Source organism: Methylocystis echinoides, from assembly GCF_040687965.1.
Lineage (GTDB): Bacteria > Pseudomonadota > Alphaproteobacteria > Rhizobiales > Beijerinckiaceae > Methylocystis > Methylocystis echinoides_A.
Window position 1 is genome coordinate 872,655 of record NZ_CP156084.1, and the last position, 26,346, is coordinate 899,000.

Annotated in this window: 19 protein-coding genes and 2 pseudogenes; 6 read left to right on the forward strand and 15 right to left on the reverse strand. The window is 65.1% G+C overall.

Features of this window, described 5'->3' with window-relative positions; all coding sequences use genetic code 11:
• Window positions 1–81: 81 nt before the first annotated feature.
• From RVU70_RS04175 to msrB, 10 genes are all read right to left on the reverse strand, one after another.
• On the reverse strand, window positions 82–1,056 hold the full coding sequence (locus tag RVU70_RS04175; RefSeq protein WP_363349824.1) for a CoA ester lyase: 975 nt from the start codon (window positions 1,054–1,056) through the stop codon (window positions 82–84).
• 82 nt (window positions 1,057–1,138) lie between these two features.
• The gene (locus tag RVU70_RS04180) at window positions 1,139–3,883 is read right to left on the reverse strand and encodes a phosphoenolpyruvate carboxylase (RefSeq protein ID WP_363349825.1); all 2,745 of its coding nucleotides are present in this window, start codon (window positions 3,881–3,883) and stop codon (window positions 1,139–1,141) included.
• 94 nt (window positions 3,884–3,977) lie between these two features.
• Window positions 3,978–4,865 (reverse strand): succinate--CoA ligase subunit alpha, encoded by an 888-nt coding sequence (sucD, locus tag RVU70_RS04185; RefSeq protein ID WP_363349826.1) that lies wholly within the window; start codon window positions 4,863–4,865, stop codon window positions 3,978–3,980.
• An 18-nt stretch (window positions 4,866–4,883) separates the two neighbouring features.
• A complete protein-coding gene (locus tag RVU70_RS04190; protein WP_363349827.1) occupies window positions 4,884–6,056 on the reverse strand; it encodes a malate--CoA ligase subunit beta in 1,173 nt (390 codons plus the stop codon).
• Window positions 6,057–6,114: 58 nt separating this feature from the next.
• Window positions 6,115–6,747 (reverse strand): methenyltetrahydrofolate cyclohydrolase, encoded by a 633-nt coding sequence (fchA, locus tag RVU70_RS04195; RefSeq protein ID WP_363349828.1) that lies wholly within the window; start codon window positions 6,745–6,747, stop codon window positions 6,115–6,117.
• Between the two features lies 1 nt (window position 6,748).
• Window positions 6,749–7,609 carry an NADP-dependent methylenetetrahydromethanopterin/methylenetetrahydrofolate dehydrogenase gene (locus RVU70_RS04200; RefSeq protein WP_363349829.1) on the reverse strand — a complete coding sequence of 287 codons (861 nt, stop codon included), beginning with the start codon at window positions 7,607–7,609 and terminating at the stop codon, window positions 6,749–6,751.
• A gap of 133 nt (window positions 7,610–7,742) precedes the next feature.
• Complete coding sequence (locus RVU70_RS04205) at window positions 7,743–8,684, reverse strand: D-2-hydroxyacid dehydrogenase (RefSeq protein WP_363349830.1); 942 nt, start codon at window positions 8,682–8,684, stop codon at window positions 7,743–7,745.
• An 87-nt stretch (window positions 8,685–8,771) separates the two neighbouring features.
• The gene (locus RVU70_RS04210) at window positions 8,772–9,965 is read right to left on the reverse strand and encodes an aminotransferase class V-fold PLP-dependent enzyme (protein WP_363349831.1); all 1,194 of its coding nucleotides are present in this window, start codon (window positions 9,963–9,965) and stop codon (window positions 8,772–8,774) included.
• Between the two features lie 102 nt (window positions 9,966–10,067).
• Window positions 10,068–11,804, reverse strand: a complete 1,737-nt coding sequence (locus tag RVU70_RS04215; RefSeq protein WP_363349832.1) for a formate--tetrahydrofolate ligase — start codon at window positions 11,802–11,804, stop codon at window positions 10,068–10,070.
• A gap of 630 nt (window positions 11,805–12,434) precedes the next feature.
• Complete coding sequence (msrB, locus tag RVU70_RS04220; RefSeq protein WP_363349833.1) at window positions 12,435–12,848, reverse strand: peptide-methionine (R)-S-oxide reductase MsrB; 414 nt, start codon at window positions 12,846–12,848, stop codon at window positions 12,435–12,437.
• 122 nt (window positions 12,849–12,970) lie between these two features.
• Between msrB and RVU70_RS04225 the strand changes: the two genes are divergently transcribed.
• Window positions 12,971–14,545 (forward strand): FAD-dependent oxidoreductase, encoded by a 1,575-nt coding sequence (locus tag RVU70_RS04225; RefSeq protein ID WP_363349834.1) that lies wholly within the window; start codon window positions 12,971–12,973, stop codon window positions 14,543–14,545.
• A gap of 3 nt (window positions 14,546–14,548) precedes the next feature.
• Here RVU70_RS04225 and RVU70_RS04230 read toward each other — a convergent pair whose 3' ends face one another.
• From RVU70_RS04230 to RVU70_RS04240, 3 genes and pseudogenes are all read right to left on the reverse strand, one after another.
• Window positions 14,549–14,938 carry an META domain-containing protein gene (locus tag RVU70_RS04230; protein WP_363349835.1) on the reverse strand — a complete coding sequence of 130 codons (390 nt, stop codon included), beginning with the start codon at window positions 14,936–14,938 and terminating at the stop codon, window positions 14,549–14,551.
• Between the two features lie 183 nt (window positions 14,939–15,121).
• Window positions 15,122–15,808 (reverse strand): annotated as a pseudogene (gene aqpZ / locus RVU70_RS04235) (aquaporin Z); the annotation flags it as partial.
• Window positions 15,809–16,009: 201 nt separating this feature from the next.
• Window positions 16,010–16,453: pseudogene (locus tag RVU70_RS04240) on the reverse strand (HdeD family acid-resistance protein); the annotation flags it as partial.
• Window positions 16,454–16,623: 170 nt separating this feature from the next.
• Here RVU70_RS04240 and RVU70_RS04245 point away from each other — a divergent pair.
• Complete coding sequence (locus tag RVU70_RS04245) at window positions 16,624–17,889, forward strand: acetyl-CoA C-acyltransferase (protein ID WP_363349836.1); 1,266 nt, start codon at window positions 16,624–16,626, stop codon at window positions 17,887–17,889.
• Here RVU70_RS04245 and RVU70_RS04250 read toward each other — a convergent pair.
• Both RVU70_RS04250 and RVU70_RS04255 read right to left on the reverse strand, forming a co-directional pair.
• The gene (locus tag RVU70_RS04250) at window positions 17,886–21,026 is read right to left on the reverse strand and encodes a multidrug efflux RND transporter permease subunit (RefSeq protein WP_363349837.1); all 3,141 of its coding nucleotides are present in this window, start codon (window positions 21,024–21,026) and stop codon (window positions 17,886–17,888) included. The genes RVU70_RS04245 and RVU70_RS04250 overlap by 4 nt on opposite strands.
• Window positions 21,027–21,034: 8 nt before the next feature.
• Window positions 21,035–22,201 carry an efflux RND transporter periplasmic adaptor subunit gene (locus RVU70_RS04255; RefSeq protein ID WP_363349838.1) on the reverse strand — a complete coding sequence of 389 codons (1,167 nt, stop codon included), beginning with the start codon at window positions 22,199–22,201 and terminating at the stop codon, window positions 21,035–21,037.
• Window positions 22,202–22,439: 238 nt separating this feature from the next.
• Between RVU70_RS04255 and RVU70_RS04260 the strand changes: the two genes are divergently transcribed.
• The 4 genes from RVU70_RS04260 (at window position 22,440) to RVU70_RS04275 (ending at window position 26,301) form a co-directional block, all read left to right on the forward strand.
• Window positions 22,440–22,736, forward strand: coding sequence for an HdeA/HdeB family chaperone (locus tag RVU70_RS04260; RefSeq protein WP_363349839.1), 297 nt, complete (start codon window positions 22,440–22,442; stop codon window positions 22,734–22,736).
• Between the two features lie 19 nt (window positions 22,737–22,755).
• Window positions 22,756–23,049, forward strand: coding sequence for an HdeA/HdeB family chaperone (locus tag RVU70_RS04265; RefSeq protein WP_363349840.1), 294 nt, complete (start codon window positions 22,756–22,758; stop codon window positions 23,047–23,049).
• Window positions 23,050–23,273: 224 nt separating this feature from the next.
• Entirely contained in the window at window positions 23,274–24,080 is an 807-nt protein-coding gene (locus RVU70_RS04270; RefSeq protein ID WP_363349841.1) for an outer membrane beta-barrel protein, read from the forward strand.
• Between the two features lie 229 nt (window positions 24,081–24,309).
• On the forward strand, window positions 24,310–26,301 hold the full coding sequence (locus RVU70_RS04275) for an ATP-binding protein (protein ID WP_363349842.1): 1,992 nt from the start codon (window positions 24,310–24,312) through the stop codon (window positions 26,299–26,301).
• Window positions 26,302–26,346: the final 45 nt, after the last annotated feature.

Consider the following 26,346-nt stretch of genomic DNA (forward strand, 5'->3'; position numbering starts at 1 on the left):
GGATCGGCAATGTCGATGAAGGCCCCCACCTGCTCCCTCTCCCGCTTCAGCGGGGGAGGGTTGGGGAGGGGGCGCTGTCGATTACGAACCGCTGATGGCGTTGGCCTTCTCGATCAGCGCCTCGGCCATGCGGATGGAGGCGATGTCGATCAAGCGGCCGTCGAGCGACACGGCGCCCTTGCCCTGCTTCGCAGCCTCTTCCATCGCCGCGAGAATGCGGCGGGCCTTGGTGACTTCGGCTTCCGACGGGGTGTAGACTTCGTTCGCCAGCTCGATCTGCGAGGGATGGATCGCCCACTTGCCCTCATAGCCCAGCACCGCGGCGCGCTTGGCGGCGGCCTTGTAGCCTTCCGGATCGTTGAAGTCGCCGAACGGACCGTCGATCGGACGCAGGCCATAGGCGCGGCAGGCGACCATCATGCGGGTCTGGGCGGCGTGCCACTGGTCCATCCAGTAATAATCGCGCTCGCCCTTCTCGTTCTTGTCGGTCAAGACGCCGTAGTCCGGGTTCACGCCGCCGATTACGGTGGTGCGGGCGCGGGTCGAAGCGGCGTAGTCGGCGACGCCGAAGGACATGGCTTCGAGGCGCTTCGACGCCTGGGCGATCGCCTCCACATTGGCCATGCCGAGCGCGGTCTCGATCAGCACCTCGATGCCGATCTTCTTGGTGCGCTTCTTGTACTGCTCGATCTGGGTGATCAGCATGTCGATGGCGTAAACGTCCTGCGGCACGCCGACCTTGGGGATCAGCACCACGTCGAGGCGCGGGCAGGCTTCGAGCACGTCGACGACGTCGCGATAGCAATAATGCGTGTCGAGACCATTGATGCGCAGCGTCATGGTCTTCTTGCCCCAATCGATGTCATTGAGGCCCTGGATGATGTTCTTGCGCGCCTGCTCCTTGTCGTCCGGCGCCACTGCGTCCTCGAGGTCGAGGAACACGACGTCGGCCTTCGACTGGGCGGCCTTTTCGAACATGCCCGGCGCGGAGCCCGGGACAGCGAGCTCGGAGCGGTGCAGACGCGGCGTGGCCTGTTCGATCAGGGTAAAGCTCATAAGATTTCCTTCCTTCTTCCTCTAAGTTTCAAAGATGCGCCTCGATCCGAAAAGGGACCCTGAGAGGCGCGCCAGGATGCATTTAGCCGGTGGCCCCGAGGCCCGCGGCGATGCAGCTGATCGAGATGAGCAGAGGCACTTTCACGTCCTCCTTCTGGGTTTCGTCCTGCGCCGAGCGGAAACGGCGCAAGAGTTCGACCTGCTCGCGATTGACTTCATTGATGACGGAGAGACGATGCGTGAGCCGCGCGGCATATTCCTTGAAGCGCTCGGTCAGTTCGCGATCGCCGGTGACGCGCAGGACCATGTCGCGCGTCAACGCATATTCGTCCTCGATCAGCTTGAAGATCTTCTCGCGCGCGGCTTCGTCGGCGACGAGGCTGGCGTATTGCCTGGCGATCGAAAGATCGACCAGCGCCAGCGTCTTCTCCACCTCGTCGAGAATGAGGCGGAACATCCGCGAATCCTCGAACATCCAGCGCAGAAGCTCGAGCCCGCGGTCGCCGCGCGCGTCGAGAAACGCTTTCAGGCCCGAGCCGACGCCATACCAGCCGGTGATCGAGTGGCGATTTTGCGCCCAGGCGAAGACCCAGGGAATGGCGCGCAGATCGGCGAGGCTCTTCGCGCCGAAGCGCCGCGCCGGCCGCGAACCAATGTTGAGGAGCGAAATTTCTTCGAGCGGGCTCGCCGCCTGAAAATAGGCGACAAGGTCGGGATCGGCGACCAACTCGGCATATTTGGCGAAGGAGGCCGCGGAGATCTCTTCGAGCGCCTCGTCGAACTCCTTGCGCGGCACCAGCGCTTCTTCACGCTCGGAGCGCAGCGCATGAGCGAAGACCGAGGAGGCCAAGAGCTCCATCTGATAGGCCGCGGTGCCGCGGTTGGCGTATTTGAAGGAGACGACTTCGCCCTGCTCCGTGACGCGGAAGCGGCCGCGGATCGAACCCGCCGGCTGCGCCGCGATGGCGTGGCCCGTCGGCGCGCCGCCGCGCGAAACCGAGCCGCCGCGGCCGTGGAAGAAGGCGATGGCGACGCCCATCTCCTGCCCGACTTCGGTCAGGCGCGCCTGCGCCTTGAACAGCTCCCAATTCGACGACAGGAAGCCGCCGTCCTTGTTGCTGTCAGAATAGCCGATCATCACTTCCTGCAGATCGCCCTGCGCCTGCGTGCTGCGGCGAACGACAGGAATGGCGAGCAGATCGCGCATGATCGCGGGCGCGTCCTGAAGGTCGGAGATCGTCTCGAAGAGCGGGACGACCGGCAAAGTGAGGTGGTCGACCCCGGCGGCGTCGGCGAAGAGGCCGGCCTCCTTGGCGAGAAGATAAACGCCTAGAACGTCCTCGGCCGAAGAAGTCATCGACAGAATGAAGCTGCCGAAGGCTTCGCGGTCGAGCCGCGCGCGCATGTCCGCGACGACCTCGAACATTTCGATGACGTCGCGGGTGTCGGCGGTGAGCGCATCGCGCGGGATCGGCGCGGCGCGCGGCGCATCGAGCTCCTTCAAGAGCCAGGCGCGCCATTCGTCGGACCGCACGTCCGGCGGCGTCTGCCCTTCCGTCTTGAGGCGCCACAATTCCTGCAGTGCTGCGGTGGTGCGCGTCGTGTTCTGGCGAATGTCGAGACGCACCGTGCTGAAGCGGAAGATTTCGACGGCGCGGCGCAGCGGGCGCACCAGATCGGTCGCCAGCGCCTCGCTCTTCGCTTCGACCAGCGCGGCCTCGAGCATCAAGAGATCGCCGATGAGCTTGTCGGCGCTGGTGTAGCGCGGGCCCGAGACCGGCTCGTCGTTGGCCGCCGCGAGCGTATGGTCGATCTTGCGCAGAATCGTGGTGACGAACTGGCGATAGGGTTCGTTGTGATTGCGCTGGGCGATGGCCGCGCCGTCGTCGAGCTGCGCCAAACGGCGCGACAGCTCTTCCTTGAAGGCCGGCGGGATGACGGCGGCGCGCTCGCTGATCGACAGCATGCGCACGAGATCGACGACGCGGGTGCGATAGTAGTTCAGGCTCGCCGTCGCGTTCTGACGCATGGTGCGGCGCGTCACCTCATTGGTGACGAAAGGATTGCCGTCGCGGTCGCCGCCGATCCAGGAGCCGAACTGGAAGAAGGGCGTAACCTCGAATTTCTCACTGGGGTAATGACGCTTCAGCGCCCGCTCGAAGGAGGAGAGCAGCTCTGGCGCCAGATCGAAAATGCTCTCCTGGAAGAAATGCTGTCCCCAGGCGACTTCATGTTCGACCGTCGGCTTCTCGAGATGCAATTCGCCCGTGAGCCACAAGAGTTCGACCTGATCGTAAATCGACTTGACCAGCGCCTCGCGCTCGCGGTCGGTCCAGCGCGTCGATTCCAATTCGCGCATCAGCAGATAGATGCGCCGATATTTTTCCAGGATCGAGACGCGCTTCGCCTCGGTCGGATGCGCAGTGATGACCGGCCGGATGCGCAGCGTCTGCAATTGCGCGTGAACCTCGGCGGCGCCGACCCCCGCGCTCGCCGCGCTGGAGAGCACATAATCGAAAGTGCCCAGCAGCTTGTCGTGGCCCTTCTCGCGCTCGATACGGCGCCGCCGACGCATGGCGTAGGCCTGTTCCGCAATGGAGACGAGCTGGAAAATAATGCCCTGCGCCTGCAGCGCGCGCGCCATCTGCCGCGGCGCGAGCCCCGCCCCGGCCTTGTTGTCGCGCACCACGGCTTCGATCTCCGGCATATGGCGGCGGATGACGGCGAGCAATTGTTCGCGCAGAAAGGCCGACGCCTCCGTGACGGAACGCGTGGCGAAAGCCGAGGGCAGGCTGATCGCGCGTCTCGTGTTCTCTGTCTCGGTCATGAAAACTCCATGCGCGTCTTTGAAACGCCTCTCGGGGCGGCGGGATGGCCGCGCCGGCGTCCCGCAGGACGGTGTCGCCGGCGCAAAGCCTGCATCAGGCGCGCTTGAGCACCTTCGCGACGGTCGTGCCGAACTCCGCCGGATTGGGCGCGACGGTCAGACCGTAGGACTTCATGATCTCGGTCTTCTCGGCCGCGCTGTCGCCAGCCGCCGAAATGATCGCGCCGGCATGGCCCATGCGACGGCCCTTGGGCGCCGTGAGGCCGGCGACGAAGCCGATCACCGGCTTGGAGAAGTTTTCCTTGATCCAGGCCGCGGCCTCGGCCTCCTGCGGGCCGCCGATCTCGCCGATGATCAGCACCGCCTCGGTCTCGGGATCCTTGTCGAACAGGACCAGATGATCGAGGAAGGACGAGCCGTTGATCGGATCGCCGCCGATGCCAACCGACGTCGTGATGCCGAGACCGAGCGCCTTGAGCTGCGAGGCGGCTTCATAGCCGAGCGTGCCGGAACGAGAGATGAGCCCGACCGGCCCCCGGCTGTAGATATGCCCCGGCATGATGCCGAGCATCGCCTTCCCCGGCGAGATGATGCCCGCGCAATTCGGCCCGACCATCATCGGGCGGCGATCCTTGGGGAAGCGCAGGAAATAGCGCTTCACGCGCATCATGTCCTGCGCCGGAATGCCGTCGGTGATCGAGCAGATCAGGCGAATGCCGGCGTCGGCCGCCTCCATGATCGCGTCCGCCGCGAAGGCCGGCGCGACGAAGGTGATCGAGGCCTGGGCGCCCGTCTCACGCACGGCTTCCCTCACCGTGTTGAACACCGGCACGCCGTGATGGGTCTTGCCGCCCTTGCCGGGCGTGACGCCGGCCACGACCTTGCTGCCGTAGTCGATCATCTCCTTGGTGTGGAAGCTGCCCTTGTCGCCGGTGATGCCCTGGACGAGGATGGGCGTTTTTTCGTCGATGAGAATGCTCATGATGTCCTTCCCCCGCCCTTACTTCACGCTTTTGTAAGCGGCGACGGCCTTCTCGGCGGCCTCGGCGAGCGTATCCGCCTGGATGATCGGGATGCCGCTCTCGGAAATGATCTTCTTCCCGGCCTCGACATTCGTGCCGGCGAGGCGCACGACGAGCGGCACGTCCTCGATGCGCTCGGCGCGCACCGCGTCGACGACGCCCTGCGCCACCCAGTCGCAACGGTTGATGCCGGCGAAGATGTTGACGAGCACCACCTTCACGCGGCGGTCCGAAAGCACGAGGCGGAAGGCCGTGGCCACGCGCTCGGGCGAGGCGCCGCCGCCGACGTCGAGGAAGTTCGCCGGATTGCCGCCGGCGTGCTTGATCATGTCCATCGTCGCCATGGCGAGGCCCGCGCCGTTGACGATGCAACCGATCTCGCCGTCGAGCCCGATGTAATTCAGGCTGTGCTCATGCGCCTGCGCCTCGCGCGGATCGCTCTGTGAGGGATCGTTCATGTCGACGATGTTGCGGCGGCGGAACAGCGCATTGTCGTCGAAGGACATTTTCGCGTCGAGCGCGAGCACCTTGTCGTCCTTGGTGATGACGAGCGGGTTGATCTCGAGCATGGTCGCGTCATTGTCGCGGAACGCGCGATAGGCGCCCATGATCGTCTGCACCGCGCGAGAGACCTGCTTGAGATTGAGGCCGAGCTGGAAGGCGAGTTCGCGCGCCTGGAACTGCAACAGGCCCACGGCCGGTTCGACGATCACCTGCAGGATTTCGTCCGGCGCGGTGCGGGCGATTTCCTCAATGTCCATGCCGCCGTGCTTCGAGGCGATGACGCGCACGCGCTCGAGTTTGCGGTCGAGCACGAAGCCGAGATAAATCTCGCGCTCGAAAGGATCGGCGACTTCGACATAGACGCGCTGGACGGGTTTGCCCTCGGGGCCCGTCTGCGACGTGACGAGGCGCTTTCCGAGCAGATCGCGCGCCGCCTGCTGGACCTCGTGATAGGTGCGGCACAGCTTGACGCCGCCCGCCTTGCCGCGCGCGCCGGCGTGAATTTGCGCCTTCACCACCCAATGCGAGCCGCCGAGTTCGGTCGCCGCGTAGACGGCCTGATCCGGGCTGAACGCCACGGTGCCCGGCGGGATGGCTACGCCATGCGCCGCCAGAATTTCCTTCGCTTGGTACTCGTGGACGTCCATTTCCCCGTTCCTTCCTCGCGTTCTTCGCGGTTATTGGGCGGCGTTGGCGCGCATCGCGTCAGCCGCCGATCTTGCCTTTGACGACCTCATAGACCGCTTCCGTCTCGGCGTTCGCCTTGGCGAGCAACGCATTGACCTCGGCGAGCTGCTTCTCGGCGAAGTCGCGGTCCTTGATGGACTTCGCGTTGATGAAGACGTTCAGCGCGCAACTGCGCAGGCCGGCGTTGGCGGCGAGCACGGCGACGCCGGCGTCGCTGATCACGTTGAGATTGCCCTTGTCGGCGGCTTCCTTCGACAGAGCGATCACCTCGTAGCAGACCTTGCAGGTCGCGAGCGGCGCGAGCGTCGCGGCCTTCAGGGCGTGCTGGATCGCCTCGGAGCGCTTCGCCTTTTCTTCGTCCGTGGCGCGCGGCAGGCCATAGGCGCCCATCAGCGTGTTGAAGGCGACGACGTCTTCGTCGATGCCCTTTGTCAGCTCGGCGCGCAGCGCTTCGGCGCGGGCCAGAGTCTTTTTCAGGTCCTCGGAGACCGCTTCATAGTTCTTCTTGCCGATGGTCAGATTGCAGACCATCGAGACGAGCGCCGCGCCCATCGCGCCCGAGAGCGCGGCGGCGCCGCCGCCGCCGGGCGTCGGCGCGTCGCTCGCGAGTTCGTCGAGGAATTTGCCGATCGTTTCAGTCTTCGCGCTCATCTCAGGCCAGTTCTTTCGCTTGGGCGTAAATGTTTTCGCAGTCGAACACCTTGTCGGCGCTCTCGAAGAGCTTGCCGACGCATTCGCGATGCAGTTTGAGCTTCAGGCCGCCGAGTCCGAGCGCCCCGATGACGATCTTCCCGTGGCGCTCCTTGGCCTTGTCGATCGCTTCGACGCCGCCGACGCCGAGCGGCGGCTGCGCGTTGCAGTCGGCGATGAGCTCGATCGTCGAATCGTTCTGCCAGTCCTTTTCGTCGAGGAGCGGCACGCCGATCGCGCCCGCCGCGAAGACGATCTGCGCGCCTTTGACGGCGCTGGCGCGGGCGGCGTTGTCAGGGGCCTCGATCGCCGTGGGCGTGAAGCCGAAACGCTCCTGGATCGCCTGGGCGGCGGCCTCGGCGCGCGACTTCTGACGCGAGGTGATGGCGACTTCCGCGCCCTCGATGTTCAGCATGGCGGCGGCGCGCATGCCGACGGGGCCGGTGCCGGCGAGCACGACCGCCTTCTTGCCCTTGAGATTTCCCGCCTTGGCGAGCAGCGCGACGCCTGCCGCGGCCGTCGTGTTGGAGCCGTTCGAGTCGAGCATGGCGGAGACGCGGAAATTGGAGAAGAAGCGCTTCTTCACCGCCTTGAACACCGCCTCGCCCGCGACCATCGAGCCGCCGCCGACGAAGATCGCCGTATATTGCTTCTCCTTCGGGCCGCGCGTGTAGATGCAGCCGTCGACGAGCGCGCCGACGTTCTCGGGCGTCACGGCGCCGTAGCCGATGATGTGATCGGCGCCGCCGTCATAGCCGACGACAGTGTCGAAAACGCTGGCGACGGGGTCGGTGTCGAAAAGGAAAAGAAGCTTCTTGGTCATCAATCTCTCCAGCGGACCACGCAGCCCGTCATGGCCGGGCCTGTCCCGGCTATCCGCGCCGGGACGTTCGATAATGTTGCGGGCGCTCGAGGCGCCCTTCCGGCTGACGGCGCCGCCGCAGCCCGCGCGCCCCTTACGCCGTCACCACATTGCGCGGGTCGCCCGCGACGAAGGCGTCGATATTGTCGATGAGCTGATCTGAGAGCACCTGCATCGCCTCCTTGGACGCCCAGGCGACATGCGGCGTGATGATCAGATTGGGGATCGTCGGATCGAGCAGCACATTGCCGTTTTTCGGCGGCTCGACGGTCAAGACGTCGAGGCCCGCGCCGGCGATGACGCCCTTGCGCAGCGCGTCGGCGAGCGCCTCTTCGTCGATGATGCCGCCGCGCGCCGTATTGATGATGCAGGCGGTCTTCTTCATCGAGGCGAGCTCCTTCGCGCCGATCATGTTCTTGGTCTGCGGCGTCAGCGGAATGTTCAGCGTGACGACGTCGGCTTCGCGCAGGATGGTCGCGACGTCGACCTTTCCCGGAATGTCGGTGACGTCGTTGATCAGAACCTTCATGCCGAGCGCCTGGGCGCGGGTCTCGACCTGCTTGCCGAGCGCGCCATAGCCGATGATGCCGAGCGTCGAGCCGGCGATGTCGTAGATCGGATAGTCGAAATAGCAGAACTGATTGGCGTAGCCCCAGCGGCCGTGTCGCACGCTGTCGACATAGTTTACGAGATTGCGGCGCAGCGCGAAGATCAGCGCGAAAACATGCTCGGGCAGCGTATTGTAGGCGTAGTTGCGGATGTTGGAGACGGTGATCCCATTGGCCGTCGTATAGGCCTTGTCGATCACGTCGGTGCCGGTGGCGGCGACGGCGATGAGCTTCAGCTTCGGCAGCTGCTTCAGCGTCGCTTCGCGCAGCGGCACTTTATTCGTGATGATGATGTCGCAGTCCTTGGCGCGCTCGACGATCTGGTCGGGCGAAGTCTGCGCATATTCCGTATAGTCATGCGGGAAATTCGGTTTGCGCACATTGGCGTCGAGCGTTTCGCGATCGAGAAAAACGATTTTGTGCGACATCAACTTCCCCCTTGTCATTCTTCTTGCGGCGGTCTCCCTCTCCGGGAGAGGCCCTCTCCCCGCGTGCGGGGAGAGGGCTTTGTCGAATTACATCTTGAGCAGCGGATTGGCGCGATAGACGGCCTGAGCCGCCGCGACGCCGGAGCCGGCCTCGACCTTGATGCCGTTGTCGAGCATCGCCATTTCAGCGCCAGCGATGGCGCCGAGCAGCATGAGCTCGTTCAGGTCGCCGAGATGGCCGATGCGGAACACCTTGCCCGCGACCTCGGAGAGGCCGGCGCCGAGCGCGAGGTTGTAGCGCTTGTAGGCGGTCTCGATGACCTTGGCGGCGTTGTAGCCTTCCGGCACCACGATGGCGGTGACGGTGTCCGAATTCCACTTCGGCTCCTTGGCGCAGGTCTTCAGGCCCCAGGCCGCGACCGCGGCGCGAACGCCCTCGGCGAGGTGATGGTGGCGCTTATAGACCTGGTCGAGACCCTCTTCGAAGAGGACCGACAGCGCTTCCTTGAGGCCGTGCAGCAACGGGATCGACGGCGTATAGGGGAAATAGCCGGTCTCGTTGTTCTTGATCATGTCCTGGAATTCGAAGTAGGCGCGGCGCGACTTGTTGGTCTTGCCGGCTTCGATCGCCTTGGGGCTCGCCGCCATCAGCAGCAGGCCGGCCGGCAGCATGAAGCCCTTCTGCGAACCCGACACGATGACGTCGACGCCCCATTCGTCCATGTGGAAGGGCAGCGAGGCGACCGAGGACACGCCGTCGACGAAGAGCAGCGCCGGATGCTTGGCGGCGTCGATGGCCTTGCGGACCGCGCCGATGTCGGAGGTCACGCCGGTGGCGGTCTCGTTGTGGGTGGCGAAGACGGCCTTGATCTCGTGATTCTTGTCGGCCTTCAGCGTCTCTTCGATCAGCGCCGGATCATTGCCCGTGCCCCAGGGGAGCTCCTGCTTGATGACCTCGAGGCCGAGACGGTTGGCGAGGTCGATCCACAGATGCGAGAACTGGCCGAAGCGCTGCGCCAGCACCTTGTCGCCGGGCGACAGCGTGTTGGTGATCGCCGCTTCCCAGCCGCCGGTGCCCGACGCCGGGAAGATGAAGGCGTGACCCTTCTCGGTCTCGAAGACCTTCTTGAGCTGCGGGAAGAGCGGCTTCACCAGATCCGGGAAGATGGGCGAGCGATGGTCTTCCGAGGCGACCATCATCGCGCGCACGACGCGGTCGGGAAGATTGGTCGGGCCCGGGACGAAGAGGAAATTGCGGCCCGGAATTCTGGAATTGGACATTTGTGAGCTCCCTTCGAGCTTTTCTGGGTTTCAATGGAGTCCGCCGGCGCAAAGCGCCGGCCGGCGTTTTTTTTGAAGCGCCGGCAGACCGGCGCGCGGCCTTTAGAACAGGCCCGAGATGCGGCCGTCCGCGCCCACCTCGATATTGTTGGCGGCCGGAACCTTCGGCAGGCCGGGCATGGTCATGATGTCGCCGCAGACCACGACGACGAACTCCGCGCCGGCGGAGAGGCGCAGCTCGCGGATCGGGATCGTATGGCCGGAGGGCGCGCCCTTGGCGTTCTGATCCGTCGAGAAGCTGTATTGCGTCTTGGCGATGCAGACCGGCAGATGGCCGAAGCCCTCCTTCTCCAGTTCCGCAAAGCGCGACTTGATGCTCGAATCATAGGAGATGTCGGCGGCGCCGTAGAGCTCCTTGGCGATCGTGCGCACCTTCTCGGCGAGCGGCAGCTCGTCGGCGTAGAGCGGCTTGAACTTCGAGGGCTGCGCCTCGATCGTCTGCACCACGGCGCGGGCGAGATCCGCCGCGCCGGCGCCGCCGGAACCCCAGTTGTCCGCCACGACGCAGTCGACGCCTTCCGCCTTGCAGAGACGATTGAGCGCCTCCATTTCGGCCGGAGTGTCGGAGGAGAACTTGTTGATCGAGACCAGCACCGGCACGCCGAACTTGCGGACGTTGCCGATGTGGCGCTTCAAATTCTCGAAGCCCTTCTCGACCGCCGCGACATTCTCGGCCTTCAGATCGTCCTTGGCGACGCCGCCATGCATCTTGAGGGCGCGGATCGTCGCGACGATCACGGTGACGTCGGGCTTGAGGCCCGCCTTGCGGCACTTGATGTCGAAGAACTTCTCGGCGCCGAGATCGGCGCCGAAGCCGGCTTCCGTCACCACATAGTCGGCGAGCTTCAGGCCCGACTTGGTGGCGATGACCGAGTTGCAGCCATGGGCGATGTTGGCGAACGGGCCGCCGTGAATGATCGCCGGATTATTCTCGAGCGTCTGCACGAGATTGGGGGCGATGGCGTCCTTGAGCAGCGCCGCCATGGAGCCCGCGGCCTTTAATTCGGAAGCGCGGATGTTCTTCTTCTCGCGGGTCTGGCCGACGACGATATTGCCGAGACGCTTCTGCAGGTCGGCGAAGTCCGACGCCAGGCAGAAGATCGCCATGACTTCCGAGGCGACCGTGATGTCGAAACCGTCCTCGCGGGAAAAGCCGTTGGAGACGCCACCGAGCGAGGAGACGATCGAGCGCAGCGCGCGGTCGTTCATGTCGACGACGCGGCGCCAGGAAATGCGGCGCGTGTCGAGGCCGAGCGAATTGCCCCAATAGACGTGATTGTCGATCAGCGCCGCGAGCAGATTGTTCGCCGCGCCGATGGCGTGGAAGTCGCCGGTGAAGTGGAGGTTGATGTCCTCCATCGGCACGACCTGGGCGTAGCCGCCGCCAGCCGCGCCGCCCTTCACGCCGAAGCAGGGGCCGAGCGAGGGCTCGCGCAGGCAGCAAAGCGCCTTCTTGCCGATGTAGTTGAGGCCGTCGGTGAGGCCGACAGTCGTCGTGGTCTTGCCTTCGCCGGCGGGGGTCGGCGTGATCGCCGTGACGAGAATGAGCTTGCCGTTGGGCTTGCCTTCGAGCGAGGCGATGTAGTCGAGCGCAATCTTGCCCTTGTAATGGCCATAGGGCTGGATGTGCTCGGCCGGAATGCCGAGCTTGTCGCGGGCGACGTCGACGATCGGCCGCATCTTGGCGGCCTGGGAAATCTCAATATCGGACTTGGGCGAAAGGTGCTGGTTGTCTTTCCCGCTCGCGCCCGGCGCGGCGGCTGACGTAGTTGACGACATATAGCTCCACTCCCTCTCGAGCCCGTGCTGCCAGGCCCTGGAAATTATCGACCCCCGATGCGCGCGCGGCGGAGGCGTCCCGCCGTCATCGCGTCCGCGGCCTCTTCAAACGACCGTCGCTTTAAGTTCGCTCTCGGCCCATCGATGCCCGACTCGCGCCCGGACCCTCCGCCGCATGCAATGAGCCCATCGAACGTCCTTGATTGCAGCGCTCCGTATGACGGCAATAAAAATTGCCCGTCAAGCAGCCATTCACGCGCGCGCCGGCAACGCTGCAACGCAGCAATCTGACCTTTCCCGCTCGCGCGACGACGCCGATCGCAGGCGCCGCATATTCTTCAAGCCGGGACCGGCTGCTACCCTTAGCCTATCCGAAGAGGTAGGCATGGGGCGCGGCGACAAAACTGAGAATACGTTGCAAATACTTCGTATAATGTCATTCCCATCAGACCGAGACGATGGGCGCGCAGCTGACTGCATCGTGATCGCGCGGTCAGGTCGGCCCCGCCCTGCCCCGTCCAGGACGGGAGGCGGCGGGGCGCCATCTGGCGGGAAACAGGCAGGTAAAAAAAATTTTTGTCGCACCTGCCTGTCGCATCGCCCGCTCTATCGGGCGATCAGCAAGCCTTATCACGCGGGCGCGATTTCCGGCACGAAATTCAGCGCCACCCCATTGATGCAATAGCGCAGCCCCGTTGGCGGCGGGCCGTCGGGAAATACATGGCCGAGGTGGGAGCCGCAGCGGCTGCAATGCACTTCGGTGCGCACCATGCCGTAGCCGCGGTCCACCGTCGTGCCGAGCGCCCCCGGCAAAGGATCGAAAAAGCTTGGCCATCCGGTGCCGCTTTCGAACTTCTGGCCCGAGCGGAAGAGCGGCTGGTCGCAGCCCGCGCATTCGAACACGCCGGCTCTTTTCTCGTGATTGAGCGCGCAGCTCCCCGGCCGCTCGGTGCCATGCCCGCGCATCACCTGATATTGCTCGGGCGTCAAACGCGCGCGCCATTCGTCGTCGGTCCGCGTGACGGGGAAACTTTCTTCTGTCATTGACGCTTCCTCCGGGAGGCCGCGCTCTCGCGCGACGCCATGTTATGTTGGCGCCGATTCCGGCTTTGGCCAGACCGCGCCGTTTGGGCTCGGACAGACACGAACATAGGCGACGCCTGAAAATGAGCGACAAGAAATTCGACGCCGTGGTGATCGGCTCCGGACTGGGCGGGCTCACCGCGGGCGCGCTGCTCGCCGAGGCCGGCTACAGCGTCTGCCTGCTCGAGCGCAATTTCAGCCTCGGCGGCGCGGCCTCGGTCTATAAGGTCGGCGACCTCTGGGTCGAGGCGTCGCTGCATCAGACCTCGGACGCGCGAAATCCGCGGGACGTGAAACACGACATCTTGAGCAGGCTCGGCATTCTCGACGAGATCGAATGGCTTCCGACCGGCCCGCTTTACAAGGTGAGCGGCGGCCCGATTGGCGAGCCTTTTGAACTACCGGTGGGCTTCGAGGCCGCCCATGACGCGCTCGCCGCGCGTTTCCCCGACAAGAACGCCGCCATCAAGCGGTTCCTGGGCGAAGTGGAACAAATTCACGACGCGCTGTGGAACCTGAAACAAGCGCGCGAGGAAGGGTCGCTCGCCAAGTTCACGCGCGGATTGTGGGAGGTTCAGCCGGCCGCTGACGGATGGATGAATTCGCTGGACGAGATTTTTACGCGCGATTTCGTCGGGGCCGAGGGCCTCAAATGCGCGCTCGGCGCCAATCTTCTCTATTACGGCGACGATCCCCGCCGGCTGTGGTGGATCTATTATGCGCTGGCGCAGGGCGGCTACATCGCTTCGGGAGGCGCCTATATCAAGGGCGGCTCGCGGCAGCTGAGCCTCAAGCTCGCCAAATGCATCACTAAGGCCGGCGGCCAGGTGCGGATGGGCCGGCTCGTCACGGAGATCGAGACCGACGCCGATGGAAACGCCATCGCGGTGCGCCATGTCGCGCGGCGCGCGGGCGACAATGAGGAGCGCATCGAAGCCCGCGTCGTGATGGCCAATTGCGCGCCGACGACGGCGGCGGCGATGATGGCGCCGCCCGCCCGCGCCAGGATGGAGGAAGCCTTCGGCGCCCGGCCGCTGTCGACCTCGCTGTTCTCCGCCAATTTCGGCTTGAGCGCCAAGCCGTCGACAGTGGGCCTTTCCAATTTCCTGTCGATCAACATGCCCTCGACCATGGGCCGCTTCGACCAATATGGCGACGGCGCAACGGCGATGGCGGACATGCCGAAGGGCGAACTGCCGCTCCACGCCGTTTCGAATTTTACGGCGGTCGACTCCAGCCTGTGGGACGAGCCGCCGGTTCTCTTGAGCGTCCTCGGCCTCGATCGTTTGGACAATTGGAAGGGCCTATCGAAGGAAGAGGGGATCTCGCGCCGCGAGGCCTGGCTGGACGCCATTCAGGCGCGGCTCGAGCAGGATTATCCCGGTTTCTCGGGCCTCGTGACTTCGCGCATGCTGCTCAACGCCTTCTCCATGTCGAGCTATCTCAACACGCCGGAGGGCGCCGTCTATGGCTTCGCCCCCCTGCCCCCGGATGAGCCGATCCTGATGGGCTTTCCGCGCACGCCGGCGACGCCGATCGGCGGGCTATTTCTCGCCTCGGCTTTCGGCGGCGAACATGGCTTCAACGGCGCCATGTTGTCTGGCGCGGAGGCGGCGCGCCTTGCGGCGCGGAGGCTGGAGGCGCCTTTGCCGGCGTAGCGCTTACCGGAGGCGCACCAGCGTCACCAGAGCCGCGCCGTCTTCGCCGACAAGGGCGAGCTTTCCGCCCTCGAACCTGTAGCCGCGGACGGCCTGCAAAGCCGCCAGATAGGCGCGCTCGACGCGATCGAGCGGGTCTGGGCACGCCATTCGCGTCGTCATCATGGGCCCGAAGCTCAGCCTGTCTGAGGAAACGATAGCCTTCCCCGCGATCCGGTTACAGCCGATGGTGGAGGCGTAGCGGCCGTTCTCTGCAAAATCTGCGCGGGTCCGCGCCATGTCGACCTTCTCGACGCCCGCGATCGCGACGATGCGCCATTGCCCCAACAGCGAGGGCGCGGCCAGGGCGGGATAGGACGCGAGAAGGAGCGCCGCGATCGTCACGAGGCGCATGAGATTCTCCTTTGAGCGGCGACCCGCAGACAAGCAGGCGACCGCGCCCCTCCTGCTTCGAGACGCCGCCTGTCGGCGGCTCCTCATGCTTCGAAACGCCGCCTGTCGGCAGCCTCATCCTGAGACGCGCGCTCGAGCGCGCGTCTCGACGGACGAGGCCGAGGGGAGATGACGACCGTCGCCTCAGACCTCGTCCGTCAGCACGAAGCGGTGGATCAGGCCGCCGATGACGCCGCCGAGCAGCGGCGCGATCCAGAACAGCCAGAGTTGCTCCATCGCCCAGCCGCCGACAAAGAGCGCCTGACTGGTTGACCGCGCCGGGTTCACCGAGGCGTTGGTGACCGGAATGTCAATGAGATGAATCAACGTCAAAGCGAGGCCGATCGAGATCGGCGCGAAGCCCACCGGCGCGCGGCCTTCGGTCACGCCGAGAATGACGAGCAGGAAGAAGCCCGTCAGCACGGTTTCGATGAGAAAACCGGACTGCCACGTGTAGCCTGCAGGCGAATGCTCGTCGTAGCCATTGGCGGCGAAGCCGTTGGCGAGCGAGAAATCAATATTGCCTTGCATGATTTTGAGCAGCACGAAGGCTGCGAAGGTCGCGCCGACGAGCTGGGCGATCCAATAGGGGCCGAGCTCCTTCCAGGGGAAGCGGCCGGCCGTCGCGAGGCCCAGCGACACCGCCGGATTGAAATGGCCGCCGGAGATCGGGCCGAAGGCGTAGGCGCCGGTGAGGACCGTCAGACCGAAGGCGAGGGAGACGCCGGTGAAGCCGATGCCGAGCTGGGGAAAGCCCGCCGAAATCAGCGCGCTGCCGACGCCGCCGAACACCAGCCAGAACGTGCCGAGAAATTCAGCGAAAAGCTTGCGGCCGAAGCCTGGCGCATAGCCCTCGACGAGCGGACCCGTGGCGCTGCTCTGACTCGAAACGGCGCCGACGCGATTGTCGCCAGCGCGCTTGAGCGACAGGCCGAAACCCATCCAGCTCGCCCCGGCGAAGATCAGATCGACGCCCAGGAACGTGCCGAGAACCCAGAGGCTCGACACCGGCCAATGAGCGAGGATGATCCCGCCGAGCAGCAGGGTGATGATCCCAGAAAAGACGACGAAGCCCCAGGGCGCGTCCTTGGGAAGCTGGAAGGCGAGAAAGGTGCGCACCAGGCCGGAAGCGACGAGCCCCGCGCCAAGCAGCAGCGTCAGGAATCCCGCGGCGAGCATCGGGTTCTCGATGACGGCGACGCCGCCGACGACATAGAGCAGGCCGATGAGGGTCCAGAGGAAGAATTTCTTCCAGGAACGCACGGCGACCGCATAGACGATTTCGACAACGCCGCTCACGACCATCGCGACGCCGACGACCATGACGCTGGCGACGGTCGCCCAGACGACGCTGCCGAGCGCGACAAAGCCGGCAAGCGCGAGAACGGCGCCAAAAGCGACCATCCAACCCCATTTGTCCCGTAGGGGGGCCGCCTCAGAGGCGGAGGGGAAACCAGCCGAAGAAAAAACTGTCATGCCGCATGCTCCAAAATAATTTCACTGCGCGATCAGCTTAACAATATAGGCGCGCAAATGACAACCGGAAGGGGTTGAGGTTAAACCTGCAACCCTTCGACGCCAAGCGGCGCTCGACGCGGCGATCTCGGACGCGCAAATTCGGGCGTGAGTAGAAAGCGAGGCTCGAGATGTTTTCCGACGAGATCTGGCTGGCGGCCGGGCTGCGAACGCCTTTCGCCGCCGTGGACGGCGCTTTCGCCGAACGCAACGCCCTCGAATTATCTGCGCCTGTCGCCGCCGCGATGAAGGCGCAGGCCAGAGGATCAATCGATTTCGGCGTCTGGGGCTCCGTCGCGCTGACGCTCGGCTTCGCCAATCTTTCCCGCGACGTCTGGTTAGAGGCCGGACTTGATCCGCACGCGCCCTCCTTCACGACGATCATGCAATGCAGCACCAGCATGGTCGGCGTCTTCGAGGCCGCGGGCATGTTGCGCGCCGGCGGTCCGTCGCTCGCCATGGTCGGCGGCGTCGAGAGCATGAGCCGCATTCAGTTCGGGCTCGGCCAGGCGCTGTCGGTCTTCTTGCGCCGCTTTGCGCGCCGCGGCTGGCGCGACCGGCTCGAGCTTATTCGAACGCTGAGCCCCAAAGACATCAGACTGCATGTGCCGCAGGTCGCCAATCGCATCACTGGCCGCAGCATGGGCGAGCACACGGAGGAGATGGCGAAACATTGGGCGATCGGCCGCGCGGAACAAGACGAGCTGGCGCTTCAAAGCCACCGCAACGCCGTCGCCGCGCAGGACGCAGGCTTTTTCGACGAATTGATTATCCCGCTCGACGGCGTGTTGAAAGACGCCTTTCCGCGGCGCGACTCCTCGCTGGAAAAGCTCTCCAAACTCGAGCCCGCCTTCGACCGCACGAGCGGGCGCGGCACGCTCACCGCCGGCAACAGTTCGCCCCTGACCGACGGCGCGGCGGCCATTTGGGTCGCCACGCGCGAAGGGCTCGCCCGGCTGCCGGACTCTGTCCCCCGCACGAAGCTTGTCGATTACGAAATGGCCGCGGTCGATATTTTCCACGAGGGCCTGCTGATGGCCCCGGCGCTCGCGATCCCGCGTGTCCTGGCGCGGCGCGGCCTGCGTTATGAGGACATCGCGCTCTGGGAAATTCATGAAGCCTTCGCGGCGCAGGTCCTTTGTCACATCAAGGCGCTCGAGGATCGCGCCTATTTGAAGGAGAAGGCCGGGATCGATACGGACCTCGGACGCTTCCCGCGCGAACGCATGAATCCCAACGGCGGCAGCGTTGCGCTCGGCCATCCGTTCGCGGCCACGGGGGCGCGCATTCTCAGCCAGGCGGTCAAGGAACTCGCCGCCATGGGGCCCGGCGCGCGCGCCATCGTCAGCATTTGCGCCGACGGCGGACAGGGAACCGTCGCGCTTCTCGAGAACTAAGGCCCGCGCCCCCGCGCCCGCATCGCGAGCGCGCGCGACAGCACATAGAAGATCGGCGTGAACAACAGGCCGAACAAAGTGACGCCGATCATGCCGCTGAACACAGCGACGCCGAGCGACTGCCGCATTTCGGCGCCGGCGCCATGCGACACGACGAGCGGCAACACGCCGAGGATGAAGGCGAGCGACGTCATCAGGATCGGCCGCAGACGCGTGCGCGCCGCCTCGATCGCCGCCGCGAAGCGGTCCTTGCCCTCGTCCTCGCCCTGGCGCGCGAATTCGACGATGAGGATCGCATTCTTGGCGGCGAGGCCGATCAGCACGACGAGGCCGATCTCGACGAGAATGTTCCGGTCCAACCCACGCAATGCGACGCCGCCCATGGCCGCGAGCACGCACATCGGCACGATAAGAATGACCGCGAGCGGCAGCACGAGGCTTTCGTAAAGCGCGGCGAGCAGCAGGAAGACGAAGACGACGGCGAGACCGAAGGCGAGCGCCGCGGTATTGCCGGCGAGCTTTTCCTGGAGCGCGATCTCCGTCCATTCGAAACCGAAGCCCTGCGGCAAGCTCTGCTTGGCGAGCGCTTCGATCATCGCGATGCCCTGTCCCGAAGACACGCCGCGATCGAGATTCACCTGCACTTCCGCGGCGGGATAGAGATTGTAACGCGGCACGCGGAAGGCGCCGGTCGTGTCCTGAAAGTTGGCGATGGCGCCGAGCGGCGTCATCTCGCCCGTTGCGCTGCGCGTCTTGAGTTCGGAGATGTCGCGCAGCGTGAGACGGTGCGGATTATCCGCCTGCGCCATGACCCGGTAAGTGCGGCCAAGAATATTGAAGTCGTTGACGAAGACGGAGCCGAGATAGACCGACATGGTCTCGAAGACGCGCGAGATCGGCACGCCGATCATCTCCGCCTTGGTGCGGTCGATGTCGGCGAAGATCTGCGGCGTGCGCGTATTGAACAGCGTGAAGGCCTGCGCCACGCCGGGCAGATGCATGGCGGGGCCGGCGAGCGCCCATGTCGCGCCTTCGAGCGCCGGCAGCCCCATGCCGCCGCGATCCTGCACATAGCCCTTCAGGCCGCCGCCAGTGCCGATGCCGGGGACGGCGGGCGGCTCCAGCACGAAGACGAAAGCTTCCTTGATCGGCGACAAGGCCGTGCGCAAATCGTCGCGGATGCCAATCGCCGTGAGCCCCTGCTTGTGCCGCTCCGCGAAGGATTTCAGCGTGACGAAGATGACGCCGGAATTCGGGGCGTTGGTGAAGGTGGCGCCGTCGAACCCCGTGAACACCACGCTCGACTGCACGCCAGGCCGCTGGAGGATCATGTCGCTCGCCTGCCGCATGACGGCGTCGGTGCGCTCGAGAGAGGCGCCGGGCGGCAATTGGAAGGCGGCGATGAGATAGCCGCGGTCGAGCGTCGGAACCAGTCCCGTCGGCGTACGCCGCAGGAGCTCCAGCGCGACGCCGATCAGGCCGGCATAGACGATGAGCGACGCGAGCCCCACGCGCACGAGCCGCGCCGTCAGCACGCCGTAGCGTTCCGACATTTTCTCGAAAAGCGCGTTGAACCGCACGAAAAAGGCGTGGAGGAGCGTGAGGAGCCGGCCTTCGGGCTCCTTTTCCGCGCCCCTCGGCTTCAGCAGAATGGCGGCGAGCGCCGGCGACAGCGTCAGCGAGACGAAGGCCGAGATGAGCGTCGCCGAGGCGATGGTGATGGCGAACTGCTTATAAAAGGCGCCCTGGAGGCCGGTGATATAAGCGACCGGGATGAAGACCGCGCAAAGCACGAGCGCAATGGCGATGAGCGCGCCCCCGACCTCGTCCATCGTCTTGTGCGCAGCCTCCTTCGGCGTCATGCCATGGTCGAGATAGCGCTCGACGTTTTCGACGACGACGATCGCGTCGTCGACGACGATGCCGATCGCGAGCACGAGGCCGAAGAGCGACAGCGTATTGAAGGTGAGGCCGACGAGCTTCATCACCGCGAAGCTGCCGATGAGCGAGACCGGAATGGCCGCCACCGGAATGATGGCGGCGCGCCAGGTCTGCAGAAACAGGATGACGACGACGACAACCAGCAGAATCGCCTCGACGAGCGTGCGCACGACCTGATCGACGGATTGCTGGATGAACTCCGTCGGGTTGTAGACGATTGAATAGTCGATTCCGGCCGGGAACTGCTTCTTCGCCTCGACCATCGCCGCCTCCACCGCCTCGGAGGTGGCGAGCGCATTGGAGCCGGGCTTCTGGAAGATCGCGATGGCCGTCGCCGGATCGCGATCGAGATAGGCGTTGACCGTATAGTCCTGCGCGCCGATCTCGACGCGCGCCACGTCGCGCAGGCGCACTTGCCCCTCCGCGTCGGAGCGCAGCACAATGTCGGCGAATTGGGCGGGCTCGGAGAGGCGCCCGAGCGTGCGCACGGAGAGCTGAAAGGCGCCCGGAGACGCCGCCGGCGGCTGGTTGATGGCGCCCGCCGCGACCTGCAGATTGGCGGCGCGCAGGGCCATGACGACTTCGCCCGCCGTCATGCCGCGCGCGGCGATCTTGTCGGGGTCGAGCCAGACGCGCATCGAATAGTCGCGCGCGCCGAAAACCCGGACGTCGCCCACGCCCTCGAGGCGCGCCAGCACGTCGCGCACATAGAGCGTCGCATAATTTGAAATATATTGCTGCGTGCGCGAACCGTCGGGCGAGCGCAGATGCACGACCATCATCAGATCGGGCGAAGCTTTCTTGACGACGACGCCGAAGCGCTGCACCTCCTCCGGCAGGCGCGGCGTCGCGATCGCCACCCGGTTTTGCACCAGAACCTGCGCCAGATCGATATTTACGCCGGTCTTGAACACCACATTGATCGTCAACAGCCCGTCGCCTGTCGATTGCGAGGCGATATAGAGCATGTCGTCGACGCCGTTGACCTCCTGCTCGATCGGCGAGGCGACGGTCTGGGCGATCACCTCGGCCGACGCGCCCGGATAGGTCGCGGTAATCGCCACCGTCGGCGGCGCGATGTCGGGATATTCCGACACGGGCAAGGTCCGCGCGGCGATGAGGCCGGCGATGGTGAGCAGCATGGAGAGGACGGCGGCGAAGATCGGCCGTTCGATGAAGAAATGCGGAAAGCGCATGTGTTTTGCTAATTCCCCAGCGGGACGATTGCGGCTTCGCTCGGCGCGACCGTCGCGCCCGGCCGCACCATGGGATTGGCGAGGCCCGCGGTGATGACGAGATCGTCGCGGTCGAGGCCAGCGAGCACGACGCGCAATCCCTTATGCAGGGGCCCGAGCGTGACCGGCTTGGCGACGACCTTGTGATCCGGCGTCACCGCCATCACGACCTTGCTCGTCTGGTCGGAGGCGACCGCCGCGTCGGGGATGAGCAGCGCCGACGCGTCGCCGCCATTGAGCCGCGCCCGGCCGAAGGCGCCGGGAGTGAGGAACAGATCCTTGTTGGGGATCACCGCGCGGGCGCGGATCGTGCCGGAATGGACGTTGAGCTGATTGTCCAGAAAGTCGATTGTCCCCTTGCGCTTCCACTCGGTCTCGTCGGCGAGCCTGATGTAGGCCGGCGTCTGCCCCGCCTTCTGGTGGCCCGCGCCGCTGCGCGCGTAATGCAGAAAATCCGATTCCGAGACGTCGAACTCGAAATAGATCGGATCGAGCGTCACGATGGTCGTGAGCAGGGTTGCCCCCGCCTGCACCAGATTGCCGATGTCGATGCGCCGGTCGGAGACGCGGCCCGCGATCGGCGCCCGCACCTGCGTCCATTCGAGATTGAGTTCGGCGTTGTGCAGCGACGCCTCGGCGCCCAGGAGCTGGGCGCGGGCGGAGTCGGAGCCGCCGCGCCGCTGGTCCATGTCGCGCCGGGTGATGGCGCCGCCGCCAACGAGCGATTCGCCTCGTGCGGCGTCTCTCGACAGCATGGTGGTCTGCGCCTGCATGCGCGCGACGTCGGCGCGGGCGCTGTCGACCGCGATCTGATAGGGGCGCGGATCAATGGTGAAGAGCAAATCGCCCGCCTTCACGATCTGGCCGTCGGTAAAATGGATCTTTTCGACCGCGCCGGAGACGCGCGGGCGCACTTCCACGCGCTGCACGGCGGCGAATCGGCCGGTAAATTCGTCCCAACGCGGAACCGTCTCGGAAAGCGGATGGGCTACTGTGACGCTCGGCGGCGGCGGGGCCGAGGGGGCCCCCTCTTGAGCGCCCGCAGCCAGCTTGACGGCGACGAGGGCGGCGACGGCGAGCCCGCCCAAGCCTAGCCAAATGCGGCGCGGATTGGCGAGTAATCGCGTGAATTCCATGGATTCTGATCTCGGGTGAGAGGGAAAACGGCGTCTGCAACGCGGCCGCGCGGCTGAAACTAGGACAGTCTCCCCCCGACGTCCATACTTGCCAGCCAGATAGGCTTGCTGCTTGCGTCGCTTGGACTTGACTACCCAGCTGTGCCATTGTCCGCGCGGCCGTCGCAGGGGGTGTCGCCGGCGAAAGCCGGCGGCGACGCTCCACGTCGGCCAGGGGATTATTGCTAAGGAGAGCTAGATGAAAAAACTTATCGTCGCGCTGGCGCTCGCCGGCGCGCTCGCGCCGACGCTGTCGCAGGCGCAGGTGAAGATCGACATGATGAAGGTGACCTGCGGGGAAGTGCTCGCCATGTCGCCGGACGATCAGGCGGACTTCGCCGCCTTCATGAGCGGCTTCTTCTCACAGAGAGCCGGCCGCAGCTTCATCGACATGGCCCTGTTCCAGAAGAACGTCGCAAGCGTGATGGATTGGTGCAAGTCCAATAAGGACACGTCGGTGATGGTGGGCCTCGAGCGCGCCACTGAGAAGAAGTAAGCAGAGGACGGCAAGCCACATGATCCGCAACGTCATTCTCGCCGGCGTCGCCGGCGCTTTCATGATCGCCGCCCCGGCCTCCGCGCAGGTCACGATCGACATGTCCGAGATTACCTGCAAGGACTTCGCGGGCTACGATCCCGACACCAAGAACTTCATCGGCAATTGGATGCGCGGCTACTGGATGTCGACGAAGAACCTCACGGTGATCGACACGCGCTACGTGAAGCGCAACACCGAGAAGATCGAGCGCTACTGCAGCAAGCTGCCGAAATCGCCGCTCATGCAGGCCATTCAGAAGAACGCCCGCTAAAGGCGCGAAGCCCGGCCGCTGGCCGGGCTTTTTTATGCGCGGCAGCGGGGCGCGCCCCGGCGCCGCCGATAGCCGAAGCGCCGCCGTTTGCGAAGTCTTAAGACCGTTGACGGATTATTGACCTTATGGGGCGAATTGGATCGACCGTCGGTCAAGTTTTCTCCAGTGTGAAAAAAGGCTTTCGGCTGAAACCGCCGAAACCGAAGTAGCGTAAGGGTTCAGTAATGAAAAAAATCGGTCTTCTCACGGCGGCCTGCCTCGCCGCGCTCAGCGGCGCCGCCTTCGCGGCCGACCTGCCGTATCGCAAAGCGGCCCCCGCCTTCGTGCCCCCGCCGCCGCCGCCCCCGATGTGGACCGGCTTTTACGCGGGTCTCAACCTCGGCGGCGGCTGGAGCGCCAACAGCGTCAATCCCTCCGCCATGACGCCTTATGTGAGCACGGCGACAGGCGGCATTTACTACTTGCCGGGCAACAACAATGGCGGCAGCAACGCCGGCGGCGTCGTGGGCGGCGGTCAGCTCGGCTATAATTACCAGATCGGGCCAAGCTTCGTCGTGGGCGTCGAAACCGATTTCCAGGGCACGAGCATGCGCTCGGGCGGCAACAACAACTTCGCCGTCTATCCCGATCCGATCATCCCTGGCGCCTATCTCACGCCCTTGTGGCCCGCCGGCAATTCGGGCATCGCGTTAAACTGGTTTGGCACCGTCCGCGGTCGCGCCGGCTTCCTGATCACGCCGACGCTGCTCGCCTACGGCACGGGCGGCTTCGCTTATGGCGGCGTTTCGGCGGGCAACTTCAACAACACGCGCACCGGCTGGACCGCCGGCGGCGGCGTCGAATGGATGTTCCTGCCGAACTGGTCGGCGAAGGCGGAGTATCTTTACACCGACCTCAACAGCGGCGGCTCGACGGGTCCTTTCGGTTTTCAGGTCGGCTACCATCGTCATCCGCAGATCAATACGGTGCGCGCCGGCGTGAATTATCATTTCAACTGGGGCGCAGCAGCTCCGGCTGTCGCCAACTACTGAGCGAAGGGGCGCCCCCCCTTCCCTTCTTGCAGAGATGACGACAAAGGCCCGGCCCGTCAGGACCGGGCCTTTTCGCGTCAGCGCGCACGCAGCGCTTGAAACATGCTTCTCGCTTCCCGCGGCAGTTTGCAAAAATAGTCCGGTTTCGTTTTCTGCCGGCGGAAATGACGCGCATCAGCTTGCCTATGTCCGTCCGCGCTTCTAGTGGAGAGTTAGTCCTGCGATCAGAATGCGTCTGAAAGCTGAGCAGGAGACGCTCGCGCAAATGTATTGGTCAAGTCGCTATCTTTTTGCGCTCCTCGCCGTCCTCGCCGCGGCGGCGCTCAGGTTCCGGCTTGACGGCGTCGTGCATAACCAGCCCTTCGTGACCTTCATCTTCGCGGTGCTGCTGGTCGCCGCCTTCGCCGGCTCGGGCCCGGCTCTCGTCGCAACGATTCTTTCGTCTGTCGCAGGCGTTTATTTCTTCATGGAGCCCGCGGGCGCCTTCAAGGCGTTATCGAGCGACAATCTCGTGCGGCTGATCGCCTTCTCGGCCATTGGGCTCAGCATCTCCGTTCTCACCGAAGCGCGAACTCGGGCGATCCGGGCGGCGGTCGATGCGCAAGTGCAGGCCGCCGAGGCGCGCAACCGTCAACTCGCTGAAGAGAAAATCCGAAAGCGCGAGGAATTCCTGCGCGGCGTGCTCGACTCGCTGCCGCATGAGATCGCGGTGATCGACGCCGGAGGCGCAATTCTTGCGATCAACAGCCGCTGGGAATGTTTCGCCCGCGGCAATGACGGCTCCGTGGAGATCGGCGCGAATTATCTCGACGTGAGCCGCGCCGCAGCCGAGAAAGGCGACTGTTTCGCGCGTGAGGCGCTGGACGGGATACAGCGCGTATCGAGCGGCGATATCGAGGAATTCTCGATGGAGTATCCATGCCACGCGCCGGATCGGGAACGATGGTTCCTGATGCATGCGGCGCGCGCGCATTGCGCGCCCGCGGCGGTCGTCATCAGCCACACGGACATCACCGAACGCGTGCGCGCGGAGAGAAGCCGCTCCGAGCTTATGGAAAAATTGCGCGAGTCCGACAGGCGCAAGGACGAGTTTCTGGCGACGCTCGCGCATGAGCTGCGCAATCCGTTGTCGCCCATTCGAAACGCCGTGCATGTCCTCCAAAGGGATGCGGAGGAAGGGAAGTGGAAGGCGCGCGATGTCGCCGTTCTGGAGATTGCCGACCGCCAGTCCCAGCATCTCAACCGCCTCGTCGACGACCTTCTGGAAGTGTCGCGCATCACCAGGGGCAAGATCGAGCTCAAGAAACAGCCCATCGACATCGCCGAGGCGCTGCGCAATGCGCTGGACATGGCGCGCCCGTCGATTGAATGCGGCAAACACACGCTCGACATCGTCATGCCGCCGGAACCGCTCATGGTCGACGGCGACCCGGTGCGACTGGCCCAGCTCTTCGCCAATCTTCTCAACAACGCGGCGAAATACACTGACCCGGGCGGGAGGATCACGCTGAGCGCCGAGGCGAAGGACGGCGCCGCGGTTATCGTCGTGCGCGACAATGGCGTCGGGATCCCAAAGGAGATGCTGCCGCATGTCTTCGATCTCTTCACGCAGGTCGACCGGACGCTCGGTCGCGCCCAGGGCGGCATCGGCGTCGGTCTTGCGCTCGTGCGTCGCATCGCGGAACTGCACGGCGGCGCCGTCGAAGCGCAAAGCGACGGCCTCGGCACGGGAAGCGCCTTCACGATCCGTCTGCCCCTGAGCGTCTGCGAGCCGTCGGACAAGACGGCGGAGACGAAGCGCGAAGCGTTCGACGAGACCAGTGCGCGCCGCGTTCTCGTAATCGACGACGAACGCGACGTCGCGGACAGTCTCGTGACGCTGCTCGAGACCTTCGGCGCCACGGTACGCGCCGCCTATAGCGGCGCTGAGGGAACCACGGCGGCCGCCGAGTTCCGGCCCGATCTCATCTTCCTCGACCTCGGCATGCCGCAACTCGACGGCTATGAAACCGCGCGTCGCATCCGCGCCCTGCCCGAAGGACGGGCGGCGACGCTCGTGGCGCTCACGGGATGGGGACCGGACCAGATTCGAGAGCGGGCGCGCGAGGCGGGTTTCGACGCCGAGCTCACCAAGCCCGCAACCCTGCCGGCCTTGCGGCGACTGCTGGCCGACGCCTCGCCGGCGCGCGTTACGCGGGCCGCGGCGCAGAACGACGTTTGAACCTGTTTCTTTGCTCGCTTCTCAGCGCGGCCGCATCATCGTCAC

Bases quoted from the DNA above. Each gene is read 5' to 3' on its own strand.
- RVU70_RS04215 (WP_363349832.1), bottom strand. From the start codon at position 11,804: ATGTCGTCAACTACGTCAGCCGCCGCGCCGGGCGCGAGCGGGAAAGAC.
- RVU70_RS04245 (WP_363349836.1), top strand. From the start codon at position 16,624: ATGTTTTCCGACGAGATCTGGCTGGCGGCCGGGCTGCGAACGCCTTTC.
- RVU70_RS04230 (WP_363349835.1), bottom strand. From the start codon at position 14,938: ATGCGCCTCGTGACGATCGCGGCGCTCCTTCTCGCGTCCTATCCCGCC.
- RVU70_RS04205 (WP_363349830.1), bottom strand. From the start codon at position 8,684: ATGTCGCACAAAATCGTTTTTCTCGATCGCGAAACGCTCGACGCCAAT.
- sucD (WP_363349826.1), bottom strand. From the start codon at position 4,865: ATGAGCATTCTCATCGACGAAAAAACGCCCATCCTCGTCCAGGGCATC.
- RVU70_RS04225 (WP_363349834.1), top strand. From the start codon at position 12,971: ATGAGCGACAAGAAATTCGACGCCGTGGTGATCGGCTCCGGACTGGGC.
- RVU70_RS04175 (WP_363349824.1), bottom strand. From the start codon at position 1,056: ATGAGCTTTACCCTGATCGAACAGGCCACGCCGCGTCTGCACCGCTCC.
- RVU70_RS04265 (WP_363349840.1), top strand. From the start codon at position 22,756: ATGATCCGCAACGTCATTCTCGCCGGCGTCGCCGGCGCTTTCATGATC.
- RVU70_RS04255 (WP_363349838.1), bottom strand. From the start codon at position 22,201: ATGGAATTCACGCGATTACTCGCCAATCCGCGCCGCATTTGGCTAGGC.
- RVU70_RS04180 (WP_363349825.1), bottom strand. From the start codon at position 3,883: ATGACCGAGACAGAGAACACGAGACGCGCGATCAGCCTGCCCTCGGCT.
- RVU70_RS04250 (WP_363349837.1), bottom strand. From the start codon at position 21,026: ATGCGCTTTCCGCATTTCTTCATCGAACGGCCGATCTTCGCCGCCGTC.
- fchA (WP_363349828.1), bottom strand. From the start codon at position 6,747: ATGAGCGCGAAGACTGAAACGATCGGCAAATTCCTCGACGAACTCGCG.
- RVU70_RS04260 (WP_363349839.1), top strand. From the start codon at position 22,440: ATGAAAAAACTTATCGTCGCGCTGGCGCTCGCCGGCGCGCTCGCGCCG.
- RVU70_RS04270 (WP_363349841.1), top strand. From the start codon at position 23,274: ATGAAAAAAATCGGTCTTCTCACGGCGGCCTGCCTCGCCGCGCTCAGC.
- msrB (WP_363349833.1), bottom strand. From the start codon at position 12,848: ATGACAGAAGAAAGTTTCCCCGTCACGCGGACCGACGACGAATGGCGC.
- RVU70_RS04200 (WP_363349829.1), bottom strand. From the start codon at position 7,609: ATGACCAAGAAGCTTCTTTTCCTTTTCGACACCGACCCCGTCGCCAGC.
- RVU70_RS04190 (WP_363349827.1), bottom strand. From the start codon at position 6,056: ATGGACGTCCACGAGTACCAAGCGAAGGAAATTCTGGCGGCGCATGGC.
- RVU70_RS04275 (WP_363349842.1), top strand. From the start codon at position 24,310: ATGCGTCTGAAAGCTGAGCAGGAGACGCTCGCGCAAATGTATTGGTCA.
- RVU70_RS04210 (WP_363349831.1), bottom strand. From the start codon at position 9,965: ATGTCCAATTCCAGAATTCCGGGCCGCAATTTCCTCTTCGTCCCGGGC.